The organism is Gluconobacter sp. OJA (assembly GCF_039638325.1).
Taxonomy (GTDB): Bacteria; Pseudomonadota; Alphaproteobacteria; order Acetobacterales; family Acetobacteraceae; genus Gluconobacter; species Gluconobacter cerinus.
Genome location: NZ_JBDIWI010000001.1, coordinates 406,664 through 423,266 on the forward strand (window position 1 = coordinate 406,664; position 16,603 = coordinate 423,266).

Annotated in this window: 13 protein-coding genes; 8 read left to right on the forward strand and 5 right to left on the reverse strand. The window is 56.6% G+C overall.

Features of this window, described 5'->3' with window-relative positions:
* Positions 1–107: 107 nt before the first annotated feature.
* Complete coding sequence (hflX, locus tag ABDK75_RS01900; RefSeq protein ID WP_346004826.1) at positions 108–1,460, reverse strand: GTPase HflX; 1,353 nt, start codon at positions 1,458–1,460, stop codon at positions 108–110.
* Between the two features lie 191 nt (positions 1,461–1,651).
* Between hflX and ABDK75_RS01905 the strand changes: the two genes are divergently transcribed.
* Positions 1,652–2,680, forward strand: a complete 1,029-nt coding sequence (locus ABDK75_RS01905; RefSeq protein ID WP_346004827.1) for an MYG1 family protein — start codon at positions 1,652–1,654, stop codon at positions 2,678–2,680.
* 69 nt (positions 2,681–2,749) lie between these two features.
* On the opposite strand, the gene ABDK75_RS01910 is transcribed toward ABDK75_RS01905, so the two are convergent.
* Positions 2,750–3,814 (reverse strand): low specificity L-threonine aldolase, encoded by a 1,065-nt coding sequence (locus ABDK75_RS01910; protein WP_346004828.1) that lies wholly within the window; start codon positions 3,812–3,814, stop codon positions 2,750–2,752.
* A gap of 83 nt (positions 3,815–3,897) precedes the next feature.
* Here ABDK75_RS01910 and folD point away from each other — a divergent pair, with 83 nt between their 5' ends.
* Genes folD through ABDK75_RS01925 form a run of 3 tightly spaced genes read left to right on the forward strand, consistent with a single transcriptional unit; the run spans position 3,898 to position 7,548 of the window.
* Positions 3,898–4,806: a bifunctional methylenetetrahydrofolate dehydrogenase/methenyltetrahydrofolate cyclohydrolase FolD gene (gene folD, locus ABDK75_RS01915; RefSeq protein WP_086633491.1), complete on the forward strand. Its 909-nt coding sequence runs from the start codon at positions 3,898–3,900 to the stop codon at positions 4,804–4,806.
* Positions 4,806–5,555 carry a methylenetetrahydrofolate reductase gene (locus ABDK75_RS01920; protein ID WP_211495522.1) on the forward strand — a complete coding sequence of 250 codons (750 nt, stop codon included), beginning with the start codon at positions 4,806–4,808 and terminating at the stop codon, positions 5,553–5,555. Before folD ends, ABDK75_RS01920 begins: the two co-directional genes overlap by 1 nt.
* Positions 5,556–5,583: 28 nt before the next feature.
* Positions 5,584–7,548, forward strand: a complete 1,965-nt coding sequence (locus tag ABDK75_RS01925; protein ID WP_346004829.1) for a M1 family metallopeptidase — start codon at positions 5,584–5,586, stop codon at positions 7,546–7,548.
* Between the two features lie 82 nt (positions 7,549–7,630).
* Here ABDK75_RS01925 and ABDK75_RS01930 read toward each other — a convergent pair whose 3' ends face one another.
* Together ABDK75_RS01930 and ABDK75_RS01935 are read right to left on the reverse strand one after the other, a co-directional pair.
* Complete coding sequence (locus ABDK75_RS01930) at positions 7,631–8,047, reverse strand: flagellar biosynthesis regulator FlaF (RefSeq protein ID WP_346004830.1); 417 nt, start codon at positions 8,045–8,047, stop codon at positions 7,631–7,633.
* Between the two features lie 104 nt (positions 8,048–8,151).
* Complete coding sequence (locus ABDK75_RS01935) at positions 8,152–10,080, reverse strand: flagellin (protein WP_346004831.1); 1,929 nt, start codon at positions 10,078–10,080, stop codon at positions 8,152–8,154.
* A 183-nt stretch (positions 10,081–10,263) separates the two neighbouring features.
* Here ABDK75_RS01935 and ABDK75_RS01940 point away from each other — a divergent pair, with 183 nt between their 5' ends.
* The 4 genes from ABDK75_RS01940 (at position 10,264) to ABDK75_RS01955 (ending at position 15,854) form a co-directional block, all read left to right on the forward strand.
* Positions 10,264–11,496 carry a putative DNA modification/repair radical SAM protein gene (locus ABDK75_RS01940; RefSeq protein ID WP_346004832.1) on the forward strand — a complete coding sequence of 411 codons (1,233 nt, stop codon included), beginning with the start codon at positions 10,264–10,266 and terminating at the stop codon, positions 11,494–11,496.
* The gene (locus ABDK75_RS01945; protein WP_346004833.1) at positions 11,497–12,939 is read left to right on the forward strand and encodes a UdgX family uracil-DNA binding protein; all 1,443 of its coding nucleotides are present in this window, start codon (positions 11,497–11,499) and stop codon (positions 12,937–12,939) included.
* Positions 12,940–13,185: 246 nt separating this feature from the next.
* Complete coding sequence (locus ABDK75_RS01950; RefSeq protein ID WP_046900655.1) at positions 13,186–14,283, forward strand: HlyD family secretion protein; 1,098 nt, start codon at positions 13,186–13,188, stop codon at positions 14,281–14,283.
* Positions 14,280–15,854, forward strand: a complete 1,575-nt coding sequence (locus ABDK75_RS01955; protein ID WP_346004834.1) for a DHA2 family efflux MFS transporter permease subunit — start codon at positions 14,280–14,282, stop codon at positions 15,852–15,854. The genes ABDK75_RS01950 and ABDK75_RS01955 overlap by 4 nt, the downstream gene beginning before the upstream one ends.
* On the opposite strand, the gene ABDK75_RS01960 is transcribed toward ABDK75_RS01955, so the two are convergent.
* Positions 15,848–16,516: a TetR/AcrR family transcriptional regulator gene (locus ABDK75_RS01960; protein ID WP_099211990.1), complete on the reverse strand. Its 669-nt coding sequence runs from the start codon at positions 16,514–16,516 to the stop codon at positions 15,848–15,850. The two genes, ABDK75_RS01955 and ABDK75_RS01960, sit on opposite strands and share 7 nt — an antisense overlap.
* Positions 16,517–16,603 lie beyond the last annotated feature (87 nt).

Sequence of the window (16,603 nt, forward strand, 5' to 3'; positions counted from 1 at the left end):
GTTGCCCTCAAAAGCGCAGTAACGACATTGGGCCACCATCTTTAACGAGATGGTGGCCTTTTTTGTGGAACGTCTTTCCCGCCCGGTCAGAAAGGCAGCACGGGCCTTTATTTTCCCGAGAGGCTTCGGTGCAACCGTGCAATAGCACCTGGCAGGCCCCGGATTTTCAGAATACGACCTGTCTCGTCATGATCTTCGGACAAGACGCGGGTGCTCTCGTAAATTTCGCCAATCAGCCCCTGTTTCGAGTAGGGCAGTACCAGAACATCATCGACCATTTTCGTCTCGAAGAAGGCGATTAGGCTTTCCCGTAAAGCACTGACGTCATCTGGCCGATGGGCAGACAAGGGAATGGCGTCGGGATGCTTTTCCAGCAGTTCAGCGCGCCGGGCCTCATCAACCTTATCCATTTTGTTCAGAACAAGCCGGGATGGCACAACATCCGCCCCGATTTCATGCAGAACGCTGCGGCTAACCTCAAGCTGCGCTTCGTAAGTCGGGTCCGAGGCATCTACGACAAATAGCAGCAGGGACGCTTCCAACGCTTCAGACAGCGTGGAGCGGAACGAGGCGACCAGATCATGGGGGAGCTGTTTGATGAAGCCCACCGTGTCGGACACAAGAATACGCGGACGTGTCTCGGGCTGAAGTGTCCGGACTGTCGTATCAAGGGTAGCGAAGAGCTTGTCCTGCACCAGAACTTCGCTACCGGTGAGCGCGCGCATCAGGGAGGACTTGCCAGCGTTGGTGTAACCCACCAGAGCGACGCGGAGCTGATCCCGCCGTGCAGAACGCCGGTTATCGCTATCGCGTTGCACGGCTTCCAGCTGGGTTTTCAGCTCGGCAAGGCGGTCCCGGATCTTGCGGCGATCAAGCGACAGATTGGTTTCACCAGCGCCGGGCCCCTGCTGTCTGCCGCCGCCATTCGAAGATTCCCGCAGGCGTGGTGCAACGTATTTCAGCCGCGCCATCTCCACCTGAAGCTTTGCTTCGCGGGTGTTGGCGTGACGATGGAAAATTTCGACAATGACACCCGTACGATCCAGCACCTGCGCGCCGGTAGCGCGTTCGAGATTGCGGATCTGACTAGGTGTCAGTTCGTGGTCAACAATGACGAATTCTGGCTTGCGGGGGCCATCTGAGTCTTCTTCATCGGGCTCTGATGCTTCAACGGTGCCCTCAAAGCGTTTGCGGGCTTTTGTCATCGGGGTCTTGACCATCGGTGTGATGATCCCGCGGCCGCCGGTAATGTCTGCGAGCTCTTCCAGCTTGCCAGCACCAAGGAGCGACGCAGCACCCGTACCTTCGCGCTTTTGCGAGACGGACCCGATGACGTCATAGCCAAGGGTTTTGACCAGTCTCCCCAGTTCTTCCAGGCTGGCTTCGTGTGCGACGTCATCAACGTCAGGGGTCTGGATGCCGACGAGAACGGCGAGCGGAATGGGGAGCTTTGTTTCCATTCGCCCTTACATAGCACGGATTATGACAACGCCATCGAAATGCATGGACGGCGTGACTCACTGTTTCGATGGCGCGGAACACGACGCATTTTCTGCACGTTTCTGACGAAGTTTGTTGTCTGGGGCTGGGGGGTGCGGCATGAGAAGGCACAATCAGAAACCACCCTTTTTCCGTCAGCAGGTCCGTACAGATGTCAGAACACACCCCAATTGGTCTCGGAAAAGAAGCCAGAACCGTCAAGGCATTGACCCACTCGGGCAATTTCCATGCCGACGAGACGCTGGGTTACGCCATTCTTCACTACGCCCTTTCGCCGGAAGGCAGTCTGCGTGGCCGTGTGCTCGGTGAAGACGCAGACGACCGCCTGCAGTTTGTTCGCACCCGGTCACCGGAGCGTATTGCAGAAGCCGATATCGTTTTTGATGTCGGCGGTGTCTTTGATCCGTCCATCGGGCGGTATGACCATCACATGAAGGACAAGCCCCTGCGTGAAGACGGGACGCCGTATAGCGCTGCGGGTCTGTTGTGGAAGGACTACGGCCACGCTGCCATCCGCAATATCGTCACCACACCGGTGACCGAGGACATGGTTGCCGCCATCTGGCAGTCGCTCGACAAGTCCCTGATCATTCCTGTTGATCAGGATGACAATGGTGTAGCCAAGATGGGCAAGCTGTCTCTTGCGGATATTGTTTCTGCGTGCAGCCCGGCCTGGGATACTGCGGAGCTGTACGGAGCGCAGGAAGCCAAACAGCGTGAAGCTTTAGGGTTTGCGAGTGCGGCAACGGCCGTCGCATCCCATCTGGTTAATATGGTTGACCGTGTACGGGCCAGCCTCAAGGCCGCTAACCGCGTTGTGGAAGCTTACGAGGCTGCGGAAGACAAGCGCATCCTTGTCATGGAAACGGGAATGCCCACGGAAAAGGTCATTTTCGAGCGGGATCTTCCGGTTGTTTATGTTGTCTCTCCAGCAGGCCCGGAGCAGTGGAACGTGAAGGCCATTCCCCCTGTGCGCGGCGATTTCGGGCAGCGCGTCTCTTTGCCGGAGGCCTGGGGTGGGCTGGAAAAAACTGCGCTAGCGGCCGTTTCGGGCGTTCCGGATGCAGTTTTTGCTCATCCGGCCCGTTTCATCTGTGGTGCGGGAAGCCGGAATGGGGCCATCACCATGGCGCGCCTGGCGTTGGAAATCGATGCGGCCCTGAAATCCAAAGCTGACTGATCACCGGCATTAGAAAACCGTTGATCCGGAAAAAGCGCCCGGATCAACGTCTTGTTTGTAAATGCTGGTTCAGGCTGCAATTTCTGCAAGCAGCGCGTCTACATCTTCTGGCCGGGTGTAGTAACTCGTGACCAGACGGATCAGTGTGCCAGAGACGTCTTCCGGTGTAGGCCAGCGGTAGAATGTGTAGCCAACGGTTTCCAGATCTTTCAGAACCAGATCTGGCAGAATGACGAAAACCTCGTTGCTCTGCCGCTCATAAGGCATCTGGGCCGCCGGATGGCGACGAAGCCCATCGACAAGGCGCTGGGCCATCTGGTTCGCATGCGCGGCGTTCTGGAGCCACACATCGTTTTCCAGCAATGCGTGAAGCTGCGCACTCAGGAAACGATGCTTGGACCACAGATTGCCACTGCGTTTGATGCGACGCAGAAACTCTTTAACCAGTGGGCGTGTCCGCTCATTGAGGAAAAAGACCACGGCTTCCGCCGCCATTGCGCCAGCCTTGGTGCCTCCGAAGCTCAGAACATCCACACCTGCTTTCCACGTCACGTCTGCTGGAGAGCAGCCAAGATGGGCCACGGCATTCCCCAGGCGCGCGCCATCGAGATGCACGCTCAGGCCATGGTCGTGTGCGATGCGCGTCAGTGCGGCCAGCTCCTCCAGACTGTAGACAAGTCCCCATTCGTTCGCCTGTGTGAGTGACAGAGCCTGAATGACAGGGCTGAGAATGCCGCTTTCCTCATTATTCCTGAGAACGGCAGGCATTGTCGCCGGGTCCAGCTTTCCTTCTGCGGATGGAATGCAGATGAGCTTGGCGCCATGCATGTAGAATTCCGGAGCGCCACCTTCATCCGTGTTGATATGGGCGCTCTGGTCGCACAGCACGGCTCCGTAAGGTGAGACCAGCGCGGAAAGCGCGATACTGTTGGCGGCAGTTCCAGTCGCGATCGGGAAAACAGCCACTTCCGTCTCGAAGATGTCCCCAAACCGTTTGTCCAGGGATTGGGTAAGATCATCCGCTCCATAAGATCCAACACTGCCCTCATTGGCGGCCAGCAAGGCTGCCATGACTTCAGGGCAGATGGGGGTAACATTGTCACTGGCGAAGTTCTTGCGTATTTCCTCGGACATAAAACCATCCTTTTCCTGCGCACGACGCGGGCTGTAGCCTGAATCGTAACTGAAACTGCAGCCTGTTGCCATCCGGAGAGCCCATGAGCACGTTTCCCCCTGAACTGGCCGGCAAACTCATAGATGGCAAAGGTATTGCCCGGTCTCTGACAGACCGTATCGGCCGTGAAGTTTCCAGCTTTATCGAGCAGGGCAATGCCGTGCCGGGTCTGGCGGTTGTTCTGGTCGGCAACGATCCTGCATCTGAAGTCTATGTGAAGAACAAAGCTATTCAGACGCACCGTGCTGGCATGCGCTCCTTCATGCACATGCTGCCGCAAAGCACGAAGCAGGAAGAACTGCTGGAGCTCCTTGCGCAGCTGAATGCGAACCCGCAGATTCACGGTATTCTCGTCCAGCTTCCGTTGCCGCCCCAGATTGATCCGGTTGTCGTGACGAATGCGATTGCGCCGCATAAGGATGTCGACGGGTTGGGTGAAGTAAATGCCGGGCGCCTGTCTCTGGGCATTGACGGGCTCGTCCCCTGCACGCCGCTGGGATGTCTTATGCTGCTACAGTCTGTTCATAAGGACATGACGGGCAAGCATGCTGTGGTGATCGGGGCGTCCAGTCTGGTTGGAAAGCCCATGGCGCAGCTTCTGTTGAAGCAGAACTGCACGGTCTCGGTCGCGCATATCCATACGCGGGACACACGAGCACTGGCACGTGAGGCAGACATTCTGGTTGTGGCAACCGGCAAGCACGGCCTTGTTCGTGGAGACTGGATCAAGCCGGGCGCTACCGTCATTGACGTTGGTATTACGCGCGTCCCGACGCCTGAAGGCCGGACACGACTTGTGGGAGATGTTGCTTTTGAGGAAGCGCTCCCCATTGCAGGTCATATTACGCCTGTTCCGGGTGGCGTTGGCCCAATGACCATTGCCTGCCTGCTGCACAATACGCTTCAGGCTGCGCGCGTTACACAGGGGCAAAGCAAGGGTGAAGCCCTCTGATGCGTGTTTCTGTTGAACTGGTTCCCCGCTCGGAAGACGCTCTGTTTGATGATGTTGCGGTGGTACAGAAAGTGCTTCCGCAGGTTGGTCTTCTGAACATTCCGGACCTGATCCGTTTCGACCTGCGCAGTGACGATGCTGCTGCACAGGTTAACCGTCGGTCAGGCATGGATGTGATTCCGCATATTCGGGCGATTGATATCGCTCCTGGAGCACCTCTTCCGGGTGCAGATCGTCCAGAATTGAAATCCGTGCTTGTGGTGGCAGGCGATCCACTGCCTGCGGGAAGTGATCGAGTGTCCTACCCGAATACTTCTGCGGAAATCATTGCGCGGTATCGCAAGGAAGCGCCGCATCTGGATGTTTATGCGGTATTTGACCCTTACCGCCGGGCTCCCTGGCGGGAGCTGGAAGATATCGCCCGGAAGAAAGACGCCGGGGCCTGCGGTTTCTTTACTCAACCGTTGTTTGATCTGCACATGCTCCAGCTCTCCATGGACTGGTTGCGCGACGACACGGTGTTCTGGGGCGTCTCACCTGTCTTGGGTGAACGATCCCGCCGATACTGGGAGCGCGTTAACCATGTGGTGTTCCCCAAAGACTATGACGATACCCTTGAAGGGAACGTGCATCTTGCGCGCCAGATGCTGACACTGGTGCGCGAAAAGAACGACAATGCCTATCTTATGCCTCTGAAAGTTGATCTTGCATCTTATCTGGGCGGCCTAGGTGATATTATAACGGGGTAGGAACTAACGAGCGGAGATCATAGCCCGGATGCGCGTATGCCTTTTTCTCTTACCCCTTCTGGGAGGCGCGCTGGTTCCGGCCGCTCTTTCGGCCAAAACCCTCTCTGACCCGGCTCCGGTTTTTGCTCCGCTGACACTGCCTGATGCCCCGAACGTCTATCGTTCGGGCTCCGGTCTGCCAGGACCACAATACTGGCAGAACCGAACGGATTACGTCATCCGATCCCGCATCGACACGCAGGCGCATGTCCTGCATGGGGCCGAAACCGTCACATACAGCAACAACAGTCCGGAAACGCTGGACGTTCTGTGGGTTCAGTTGGAGCAAAACCTCTATCGCACAGACTCACGGGCCTCGTTCTGGGGTAAATTTCCATCGGGTGGTCATCATACTTCCGGCATGGAAATCGAGCGTGTTTCCATTGTGCAGTGCGGCCATGAAGTTGATGTCACGCCGCTCATTACCGACACCCGGATGCAGCTTCGACTGCCCCGAGCCCTTGATGCTCATGGCGTCGCAGTCATTAAAATCGAGTGGCACTATACAATCCCGGGAGAATGGGGAGGTCGTACAGCTGTCACCCCGTCTCGCGAGGGCGAAATTTACGAGATTGCTCAATGGTACCCGCGCCTGAGCGTGTATGATGATCGTGCGGGATGGAACACTCTGCCCTATCTCGGGCAGGAGTTTTATCTGGAATATGGCAACTTCGATTACACCGTCACTGTTCCGTGGAACTTCACGGTCGTCGGGTCCGGGGCACTCCTGAATCCGGAGCAGACCCTGACGACAACGGAGCGCGCGCGACTGGCTCAGGCAGCGCAGAGTGACAATCGCGTCATGATCCGGACCATTGATGACGTGACAGACCCCAAAAGCCATCTCAGGCAGTCTGGGGAAGTGTCCTGGCATTACGTTATGCGCAATAGCCGCGACGTGGCCTTTACGGCATCGCCAGCTTTTCTGTGGGATGCTGCTCGTATTAACCTGCCGCCGGTTGCGCCCTGGGCCAATTATCGTCCGGTTCCGCGGCTGGCGATGTCCGTCTATCCCCGCGAAGGCATTGGCCCGCATGGATGGGACCGATCAACGGAATACGTCAAACACGCCATCGAGTATTTTTCGTCTCAGTGGTACGAATATCCATGGCCAAATGCCGTCAATCTGGGCGGGCACGGAGCCGGAATGGAATATCCGGGTATCGTGTTTGACGGCATGAGTGACCGGGACCCGGAGCTCTTCTGGATCACGACGCATGAGTTGGGCCACGACTGGTTCCCGATGATTGTGGGTTCTGATGAGCGGCGTAATCCGTTCATGGATGAAGGGTTCAATACCTTTATCGATGCGTATGCGTCAGATCATTTCCACAACGGGGAATTCGCGCCAAAGCGGGACCCGGAATTTGCTCCAAAAACGGGCAATCCTGCGCAGGATATCGTTCCTGTCCTGACGGATTCAAAAGCGCCAAACCTGATGGCGGGGGCCGACGAGGTCTCCGAAACCTACCGCCATAGCGTTGTCTATTTCAAAGGGGCTTACGGGCTGAAGCTTCTGCGAGAGCAGATTCTCGGGCCTGTGCGTTTTGACGCTGCCTTCCGTCGCTATATTGCCGTCTGGGCTTTTCATCACCCATCGCCCTCGGATTTTTTCCGCTTGATGAGCAGCGAAGCCGGTGAGGATCTCTCATGGTTCTGGCGCGGATGGTATTTCTCTAACGCCGCGCCCGATTACGCTGTTGGAACCGTGGAGCAGAAAGGAACAGACCCTGTGTCTGTACAGGTTCTGAACTACGGCACCCTGCCTCTTCCTGTTGTTCTGCGCGTCGAATATCAGGACGGAACAACGCTGGACCGCCGTATCCCGACGGAAGCTTGGCGGCAGACCAGCGATTTGAAGGTCACGTTTGAAGCCCATGGTCCGGTGAAGGCCGTAACGCTTGATCCAGACCATGTCATTCCGGACATTGACCGCAGCGATAACCGTAAATGACACGCCACCATTCCTGACATGCAATGTGTGTCAGGAATGGAAAAACTCCCATGTCCTGCCAAAGGCATGGGAGGAGTAGTTTTCACCCGACCATTTGAATAGCTGCGCGAGTTTCGTTGGATGCCGCAGGTCCCGCATATGGTGAAGGGGCAGCAGACGCTGACAGACCTTCAATCATATCCCTGTTGATATCAATGAGAGCCTGAAGGGATGTATCCGAGTTCAGCGCAACATTGGCGTAACGCATGGACCAGGTTCCAACGGTCGTCAGGTCTTTGCGCAGAATGGCATCCAAAGGGCAGTCCGTCCGCTGGACCCCCTGCATCAGAATGCCCCAGAGTTTGAGATTGGCAGACAATGCAGCCTGCCGATCTGAGCGTGTTTTTGCGGCCGAAAGCAGCCCATTAACGTGTCTGAACGCCATGGCTTCCACTTCTCGTGGCGGAAGATAGGTGCCGGACTGGTTCTGGTATTGTGACATGCCATAGGTCATGGACATGATGCTCCTTTACAAAAGGACTGTTTCAAAAGGCTCCCGGGAAACGGGAAACTTTTGGAGCAGTTCAGGAAGGGGCGCTGGCTTTCACCAGCGCCCCGCCGACATCAACCGCGGAAGAGCGACATGATGTTGGAAGACTGCGAATTCGCAATCGAGAGCGACTGAATGGCCAGCTGCTGCTTCGTTTGCAGGGACGTAAGCTTGGCGCTTTCCGCTGCAAGATCAGCATCCGTCAGAGCACCCACACCCGTCGTCAGAGCGTCAGACAGCGTGCTGTTGGACGTCTGAAGCTGTGTAACGGTATTGGAAGCCACACCAATGCTGGAAGAAATGCGGCTCATCTTGTTGATAGCGCCCGTGACAGCAAGCTGTACAACATTCGTGCCAGTGGTGGAGGCAATCGAGACAGGTTTCTGAATGCTGGCACCCACAATGCCATCACCTAGTGTCAACGTTGTGCCCTGAGCCACGCCCGTCAGCTTGCCGCTTGAGTTTGTCAGGCCCGTGGCCGTTGCCAGTGAGGTTGTGTAGCTGGCTTCTGTTCCATCTGTTGATGTGACAGCATCGAATTTGGTTGTCTGGTTCGTCGTTGTGTTTGTAACGGTGTAAGAACCAGCGGACCCAGTGACAGTATAACCCGTCGTTGCCGTGGTAGCAGAATTTAGGGTGCCATCGGCAGCGATGCTGATCTTATGATCGCTATCCGTTGCGCCAAGAATTGCGTTGATGCTGTCAGTCATTGCCGAAGCCGCATTATCAGACAGCGGGCTGCCAGCACTTGCCACATAATTCGTGACGTTCCCGGTGCTGTCGGTAGCGGTAAGCGCTGTATGACCGTCAACATATGCTGCAGAAGACGGAATTGACAGTGTCGTCGTTGCTGCGCTGCCGTTGGACAGGTTGACGCTGGAAGAATCCAGGTTGCCGCCAGCGACTGTCAGCGTGCCGTCGTTTTCCAGCTCTGCGCCAAATCCGGCATTTCCAATGGCTGTGACAAGAGTGGAAAGTTGATCAGCCTTCGTGTTCGTCGCGGAATCCGTGCGCGCTCCGCTGATGTTGACGTCCACGATATTGGTCATGGCTTTTGCATTACCATTCGCATCGAGGTCCGCAGCCTTCGTGACGCTGTAGGCCATGTTGCCACTGGCGTCAGCTTTGGCAGAAATGGAGTCCCCGTTTTTGAGCGTATAGACCGTCGTACCGTCGGACTGACTCTTCGACGTGGCGCCATCAATGCTCAGAGCGCCGTTTGACCCAACAGTTACGGTCGCTGCCGTCGTCAGTGCATTGGAAATCGCCGATCCAACTGCTGAGGATGCCCCCTTTGCTGAGGAACCGGGCTGAGAATCCATTACAAAAGACGTCGTAATGGCTGGGTTGGCAGCAGTTGCACTGGAGGCACTTGCTGCAGACAGGTTCTTCAGTGTCAGGCTCGTCGCAGTGGTGCTGTCGCCGGTGCCCGTGATGCTCATGGCTGTGGCATCAATGGTTGCGCCCTTCATGTCTGTGCTCAGACCCTGCAAGCCCAGACCTGTCGAGGTGGCATCAGCGCCATTCAGCGTGAAGAGGTTTCCGTTGATGTCCTGAGCAGCAGAAATCTGCGTGTACTTCACACTGCTGCTGGTTGAACCGGATAGCAGGTTCACACCCTGGAAGGTCGAGTTCGAAGTCGCCACATCAACCTGGGACAGGTAGCTGCTCAGCTGGGTGTTCAGGGTATCCTGATTTTCACCGTTATTGGCAGCGTTCGTCACGGTCTCGGAAATATTGCTCAGGACGGTCGAGATAGACCCGGCCTGCGAAGAGGCCGTGCTGAGAACCTGCCCAGCGAACTGAAGACCTGTCGAGACACCGGACAGAGCCGAAATCTGGGAATTCATTGTCTGGGAAATGGCGTAAATGGCCGGGCTGTCAGAGGCGGAGCTGACGCTCTTGCCCGTGGACACGGCGTTCTGCGTCTTGCTCAGCTGGTCCGTCGTCTGGTTCAGGACCTGAAGAGCCGACATGGCGGCTGTATTTGTATTGATTGACATGGACATCGAGACATTCTCCGTCGGTGCAGTTTTGCTCCTTCACGATAGGCCTCGAATGGTTAAGGGAACCTGAATCTTCATCTTTAAAAAACGGTGACAGGGTTTGACAGGAAAGAGGCAAACAACCGGTAAATTTTAAGCAGTTCTTGCATTTTATAGACAGGAACGAAATAAGAACAATGCATGAAGAAATCTCTGTCTGAACGTCTTGCGATTCTGTCCGATGCGGCAAAGTACGATGCGTCCTGCGCGTCCAGTGGATCGACGCGCCGGGACTCTGCCAAAACAGGAGGTCTGGGCTCCACGACCGGGAACGGGATCTGTCATGCCTATACGCCGGATGGGCGTTGTATTTCGCTGCTCAAGATCCTGCTGACCAATTTCTGCGTTTATGACTGCGCCTATTGCATCAACCGCTCGTCCTCAAATGTTGAGCGGGCGAAGTTCACGCCTGATGAAGTGATCTGGCTGACGCTGGAGTTCTACCGTCGGAACTGCATTGAGGGGCTTTTCCTGTCGTCCGGGATTATCCGGTCGTCCGATCATACGATGGAGCAGCTTGTTCAGGTCGCGCGTGACCTGCGGCTCAAGCATGGTTTCCGCGGATATATCCATCTCAAAACGATCCCGGATGCGTCTCCCAAATTGCTGGAGGAAGCTGGGCTTTATGCGGATCGCTTATCGATCAACGTCGAGATGCCAACAGAAACGGGCCTGAAGGATTACGCGCCGGAGAAGGATGCCGGAAATATCCGTCGCGCGATGGGGGACATGCGTCTCAAGATTGATGCAGCCAAAGAGAAGACACATACAGGCAGGCGGGCAGGGCGCTTTTCACCGGGCGGCCAAAGCACACAAATGATCATCGGGGCAGATGCCGCGACGGATCAGGATGTTCTGGCCAGTAGCTCAGGCCTTTACGGGTCTTATGGTCTGCGCCGCGTTTACTATTCAGCCTTCAGCCCCATTCCGGATGCTTCAGCGATCCTGCCTGTGCGTAGCCCCCCGTTACAGCGAGAGCACCGGCTGTATCAGGCAGACTGGTTATTCCGGTTCTATGGCTTTGATTTTGGCGAACTGACAGCATCACGGCCCAATGGAATGCTGGATCTGGAGATTGATCCCAAGCTGGCCTGGGCTCTGGATAATCGCGCGCAGTTTCCTGTGGACCTGAATCTGGCCTCCAAGGAAATGCTGCTGCGGGTTCCTGGACTTGGGGTTCGGACCGTTGCTGCGCTGCTGTCTGCGCGAAAGCACACGACAATCCGTCTGGAAGATCTGGCGCGGCTGAACGTGTCCATTAAAAAGGTGCGTCCGTTCGTCAAGGCATCCGGATGGAGTCCTGCGCGTCTGACGGATCGTCAGGATTTGCGCACTCTTTTTCTGCCGACTCCACAGCAGATGCGGCTTCTGTAAGTGCCGGTTACCGTCAGGCTCGCGGATACCAGCGCGTTTGAAGGCTGGCGCGAAAAGGCCAGAATGGCGCTTCAGCGTGACATTCCTCCAGACCAGATCCTCTGGCGCTATCCTGAGGCCGATCTGGATCTTTTTCACGCGGCTGAAAATCAGACGTTTGAGGGTGAAGTCGTGCGGGATGTTCGCCTCAAAGCGTCGAGCCTGCCCCTTTTGAAAGATGTTCTCTGCCACTCCAGTGCTGAGCGGTTCGCATTAGCTTATCGGCTGCTCTGGCGTCTTCAGAGTGATCCGAACCTGTTGTCGGTGGTGATAGATCAGGATGTGGCGCAGGCGCGTCGAATGGTGCATCAGGTTCGCCGAGCGGCCCATAAAATGACGGCTTTTGTGCGCTTCCGGGAGCAGGGAACGTCGGAGACGGGTCGGCGGCGTTTTCTTTCCTGGTTTGAGCCGGACCATCATGTGCTGGAAAAAGTCTCTTCTTTTTTCGCGGGCCGTTTCGCAGATATGGACTGGATGATCCTGACGCCGCGCGGCTCTCTGCGATGGGATGGCGAGACGGTACATTGCTCTTTCGAGCCCTGTGAAAAACAGGTGCTTGATGATGACGTGGATCAGCTCTGGCAGACCTATTACGCCTCGACTTTCAATCCTGCCCGTGTCCGGACGAAAGCGATGCGCAATGAAATGCCGCGGCGTTACTGGCATAACCTGCCAGAGGCGAACCGGATTCCCCATCTGGTGGCTCAGGCGGAAAAACGCGTGGCTGAAATGGCAGCGCAGGAGGCTCTTCCCGCGCCTAAATTTCATCAGGCTCTGCAGATTCGCCAGAAAGCCGTTCCAGCTGCGGTGCCGACAGCAGGCAGTTGGGCAGATCTGAAGCAGCAAATTCGCACCTGTCAGGCCTGCTCGCTTCACTGCCATGCTACGCAGGCGGTCTTGGGGGAGGGGCCTGAGACGGCAAAAATCATGCTGGTCGGTGAGCAGCCGGGCGATCAGGAAGATCTGGCTGGGCGTCCTTTTGTCGGTCCCGCAGGCTCTCTTTTAAAGGAGTGTATGGCGGAGGCGGGCGTTGAACCCCAGGCCCTCTACATGACGAATGCTGTAAAGCATTTCCGGTTCACCACGCGGGGCAGACGGCGCATTCACCAGACGCCTGGCGCTGAGCATGTTCAGGCGTGTCAGCCCTGGCTGCGGCAGGAAATAGCCTTGGTTCGGCCACAGCTTGTCGTGACGCTTGGGGCGACAGCATTGCGCGCAGTTGCGGGGCCTTCGGCTCAATTGAAAGACTTTCGGGGGCTGATGCGTGAGGACGCGCAAGGCGGACACCGTCATCTGAGCCTCGCTCATCCATCATGGATTCTGCGTCTGGGACCAACCGAGCAGGCCGAGCAGGAACGTCAGCGCTTGATTGAAGGTCTGAGAAAGATGCAGACCGCCCTTTAAGGGCAACATTCTGTTCAGGCGTTGCGTGGAGACCCTTTCAGGATAAGAAAATTTCGTCTCACGGATGAGCGGGCGCAAGGAAAAATCTTCCCGGCCTGAAAGGAAACGCATCAGTTTTTTCCGGCTTGAAGACGGCCATACAATATGTCATGGATGACCGAACCGATCGGTCAATCGGCCTTTTCATGAGGCCATTTCATTCAGCCGGTCACTTCGGACAGACCCGTTTAAAGCGAGAGAGACGATATGGCGCAGGGCGACCAAGCGCAGGCCGAACAGCAGTCCGGAGCGTCCGGAAAACCGCAGAAAAAGCGCAATCCCCTTGTACGGGTGCTCTTGATCTGTCTGGTTGTTCTGGTGCTGGTAGGGATTGGTTCATACCTCTTCCTGACCCGCAATAACATCGAGACGGACGACGCCTATACGGCCGGTCGCAAGATCGCCATTGCGCCGCACGTGAACGGGTATGTGACGCAGCTGCTGGTGAACGATAACCAGTATGTGCATCGCGGTGATCTTCTGCTGACCATTGATGACCGCGACTACGCGGCATCCCTGCACAAGGCACAGGCGTCAATCCAGCAGGCACAGGCCAACATGCAGGCCTATCAGCTGATGGTTGAAGTGGCGCACAAGAACTTCCCGGGTCAGCTCGTAACGGCTCAGGGCAGTCTTTCTGCCGCTCAGGCCCAGCTGACGAAGGCTGAAGCAGATTACAAGCGCCAGCGCAGTGTTTCACGTGCGGCAACGTCCCAGCAGGACATTGACTACGCTCGTGCAGCTCTTGAAGAAGCCAGAGCCCGTGTCATGCAGGCGCAGGGTCAGTTGACGCAGGCTGAGCCGGTGAAGGCCAATGTCGCGAATGCGGATGCCCGCGTCTCGCAGGAAGAAGCCAATCTGAAGTCTGCCCAGGCATCCCTGGAACAGGCTGAGCTCAACATGGAATGGACGCAGGTTCGCGCCCCTCATGATGGTTGGGTGTCCCAGCGTAGTGTCGAGCGTGGCAACTTCGTCCAGACCGGCCAGCAGATGTTCACGATCGTCCAGCCAGAAGTCTGGGTTGTGGCCAACTACAAGGAAACACAGCTGACCCACATGCGCCCGGGTCAGAAAGTGGACATCGAAGTTGACGCGTACCCACAGCTTAAGCTGCAGGGCCACGTGGATTCCATTCAGCTTGGCTCGGGTGAATCCTTCAGCACCTTCCCGCCCGAAAATGCGACAGGCAACTTCGTGAAAACGGTGCAGCGTATTCCGGTGAAGATCCTGATCGACAGCGGTCTTGATCCGCAGCTGCCGCTCGCTCTTGGTCTTTCCGTCGTTCCTACGGTCTATGTGAAATGAGCGATACTGCCGGGCATCAGGACTGGAAACCCAGTCATAATCCGTGGGTTGTGGCCATTACGGTCACGCTGGCGGCCTTCATGGAGGTGCTGGACACCACCATCGTCAACGTGGCGCTACCGCATATCGCGGGATCGCTCGGCAGTTCCTATGACGATGCCACCTGGGCGCTGACGTCCTATCTGGTGGCAAACGGTATCGTTCTGACGATTTCCGGCTGGCTTTCACGCCTGTTCGGCCGCAAGCGCTACTTTCTCATCTGTATTGCGATGTTCACCGTCTCGTCCTTCCTATGCGGTCTGGCGACATCGCTGCCCATGCTGGTGGTCTTCCGACTGATGCAGGGCTTCTTCGGTGGTGGCCTGCAACCCAGTCAGCAGTCCATCATCCTTGATACCTTCCCGCCCGAAAAACGTGGTGCAGCCTTTGGCATGACCGCGATTGCAACCATCGTTGGCCCGGTTCTCGGTCCGATGCTGGGTGGCTATCTGACGGACAACTTCTCCTGGCGCTGGATTTTCTTCGTCAACGTTCCCTTCGGGATCCTGACAGTCATGGCCGTAACGGCTTTCGTTGAGGATCCGCCTTGGGAGCGGAAGAAGCGTGAGAAGGTGGATGTGATCGGCATCAGTCTCATTACGCTGGGGCTGGGCTGTCTTGAGGTCATGGTCGACCGTGGTGAAGACGATGACTGGTTCGGCTCGAACTTCATCATCACCATGGCTGTTCTGGGCGTGATTGGTGTGCTCGGTGCGATCGTATGGCTCTGCTATGCCAAGGACCCGCTGGTGAAGCTGACGGTTTTGAAGGACCGTAACTTCGCAACCGGCATGTTCCTGATTTCCATGGTGGGGGCGACCCTCTACGCGTCTGCCATTATCGTTCCGCAATTTGCGCAGCAGGTGCTTGGTTATACGGCAACCACGTCTGGTCTGCTGCTTGCACCAGGTGGGGTCGCGGTAATTTGCCTGATACCGATTGTTGGTCGCCTCATGAAGGTCATTCAACTGAGGTATCTGATTGCCTTCGGGTTTTTCTGTATGGGCATGGCCATGTTCCAGGCTGCCCATCTGTACGCGGCAATCGATTTCAAACACCTGATGTTTTATCGAATCAGTCAGACCGCGTCTCTGGCTTTCCTCTTTGTGCCGATTTCAACGATCGCGTATTCGACGTTGCCACGTGAGCTGAACTCGGACGCATCAGCCCTGTTCAGTATGGCGCGAAACTATGTGGGCTCAATGGCCATTTCCCTGGCCACGGCAGCCATCATTGAAACGCGCCAACGGCACCAGAACTACGTGACCGATAACATGACGCCGGGGCGGCAGGAGTTCACCAACTATATCAATCATGCGCAGACCGTTGGTGAAGCGCATGGCCTGACGCCTGCGGCCGCGCATACGTTTGCAATCCATCGTCTGTTCATGGACTTCACGTCCCAGATCTCGATGCTGGCCTACAACGAGGTGTTTCGCTGGATCGGCGTTATCGCGATGTTCGTAGTCCCGCTTTGCTTCCTGCTGTCACCGAACAGTACGAAGAAGACGAAGCCGGCGGGAGGTCACTGATGATGCGGGCCGTAGATTTTCATGAAGGAATCGGCCGTAATGTTGGCCAGTCGGCTGATGGCTTCCGGGCTGTCATCAACGGGCAGCATGAGCCGACGGCGATGCACGATACGGGCCTGGCACAGGATCATAAGCTGTTCGGCAGCGAAATCCGGGTCTTCGATCTGGAGCTCGCCCGCATCCCTGCGGCGACGCAGCCAGTCGGAGAGGTTGTTCAGGGTGCGCCCAAAACCGTAGCGCCAGAAGGCGTCAGCAAGGTTCGGGAATTTTCCCGCTTCGCCAACGATGATGCGATACAGGTCCATGGACGTCGAGTGGAGCATCATTTTGATGGCAGTTTCCGTCAGGCGGCGCAGACTCGTATGAACGTCTGGCCCATCCTCTCGGGAAATGGCCTCAATAGCCGCCAGTTTGGTTTTGCTGCGTTCTTCGAAGAACGCGGAGAAGAGCGACGCCTTACCATCGAAATGATTGTAAAGCGTGCCCTTCGAAACACCGGCCTCCCGCGCAATCTGCGACATGGACGCACCTTCATAACCGCTTGCGAGAAAGACCTTTTCCGCTCCCTGCAGAATCTGCTCGCGCTTGGCGCGCATCTGGCACAGAGATGCGCTGGCCTCGTCAGGCATACTCTCGGGGCGGTCAGTCGGCGTGCTGGTCATGAGTGGGCAAGGTCCTTTTCCGGAAAAAATACCATCTCCAACATGCTGACCGAACTGGTCGGTCACCGCAAGATCATTTCCGTTTCA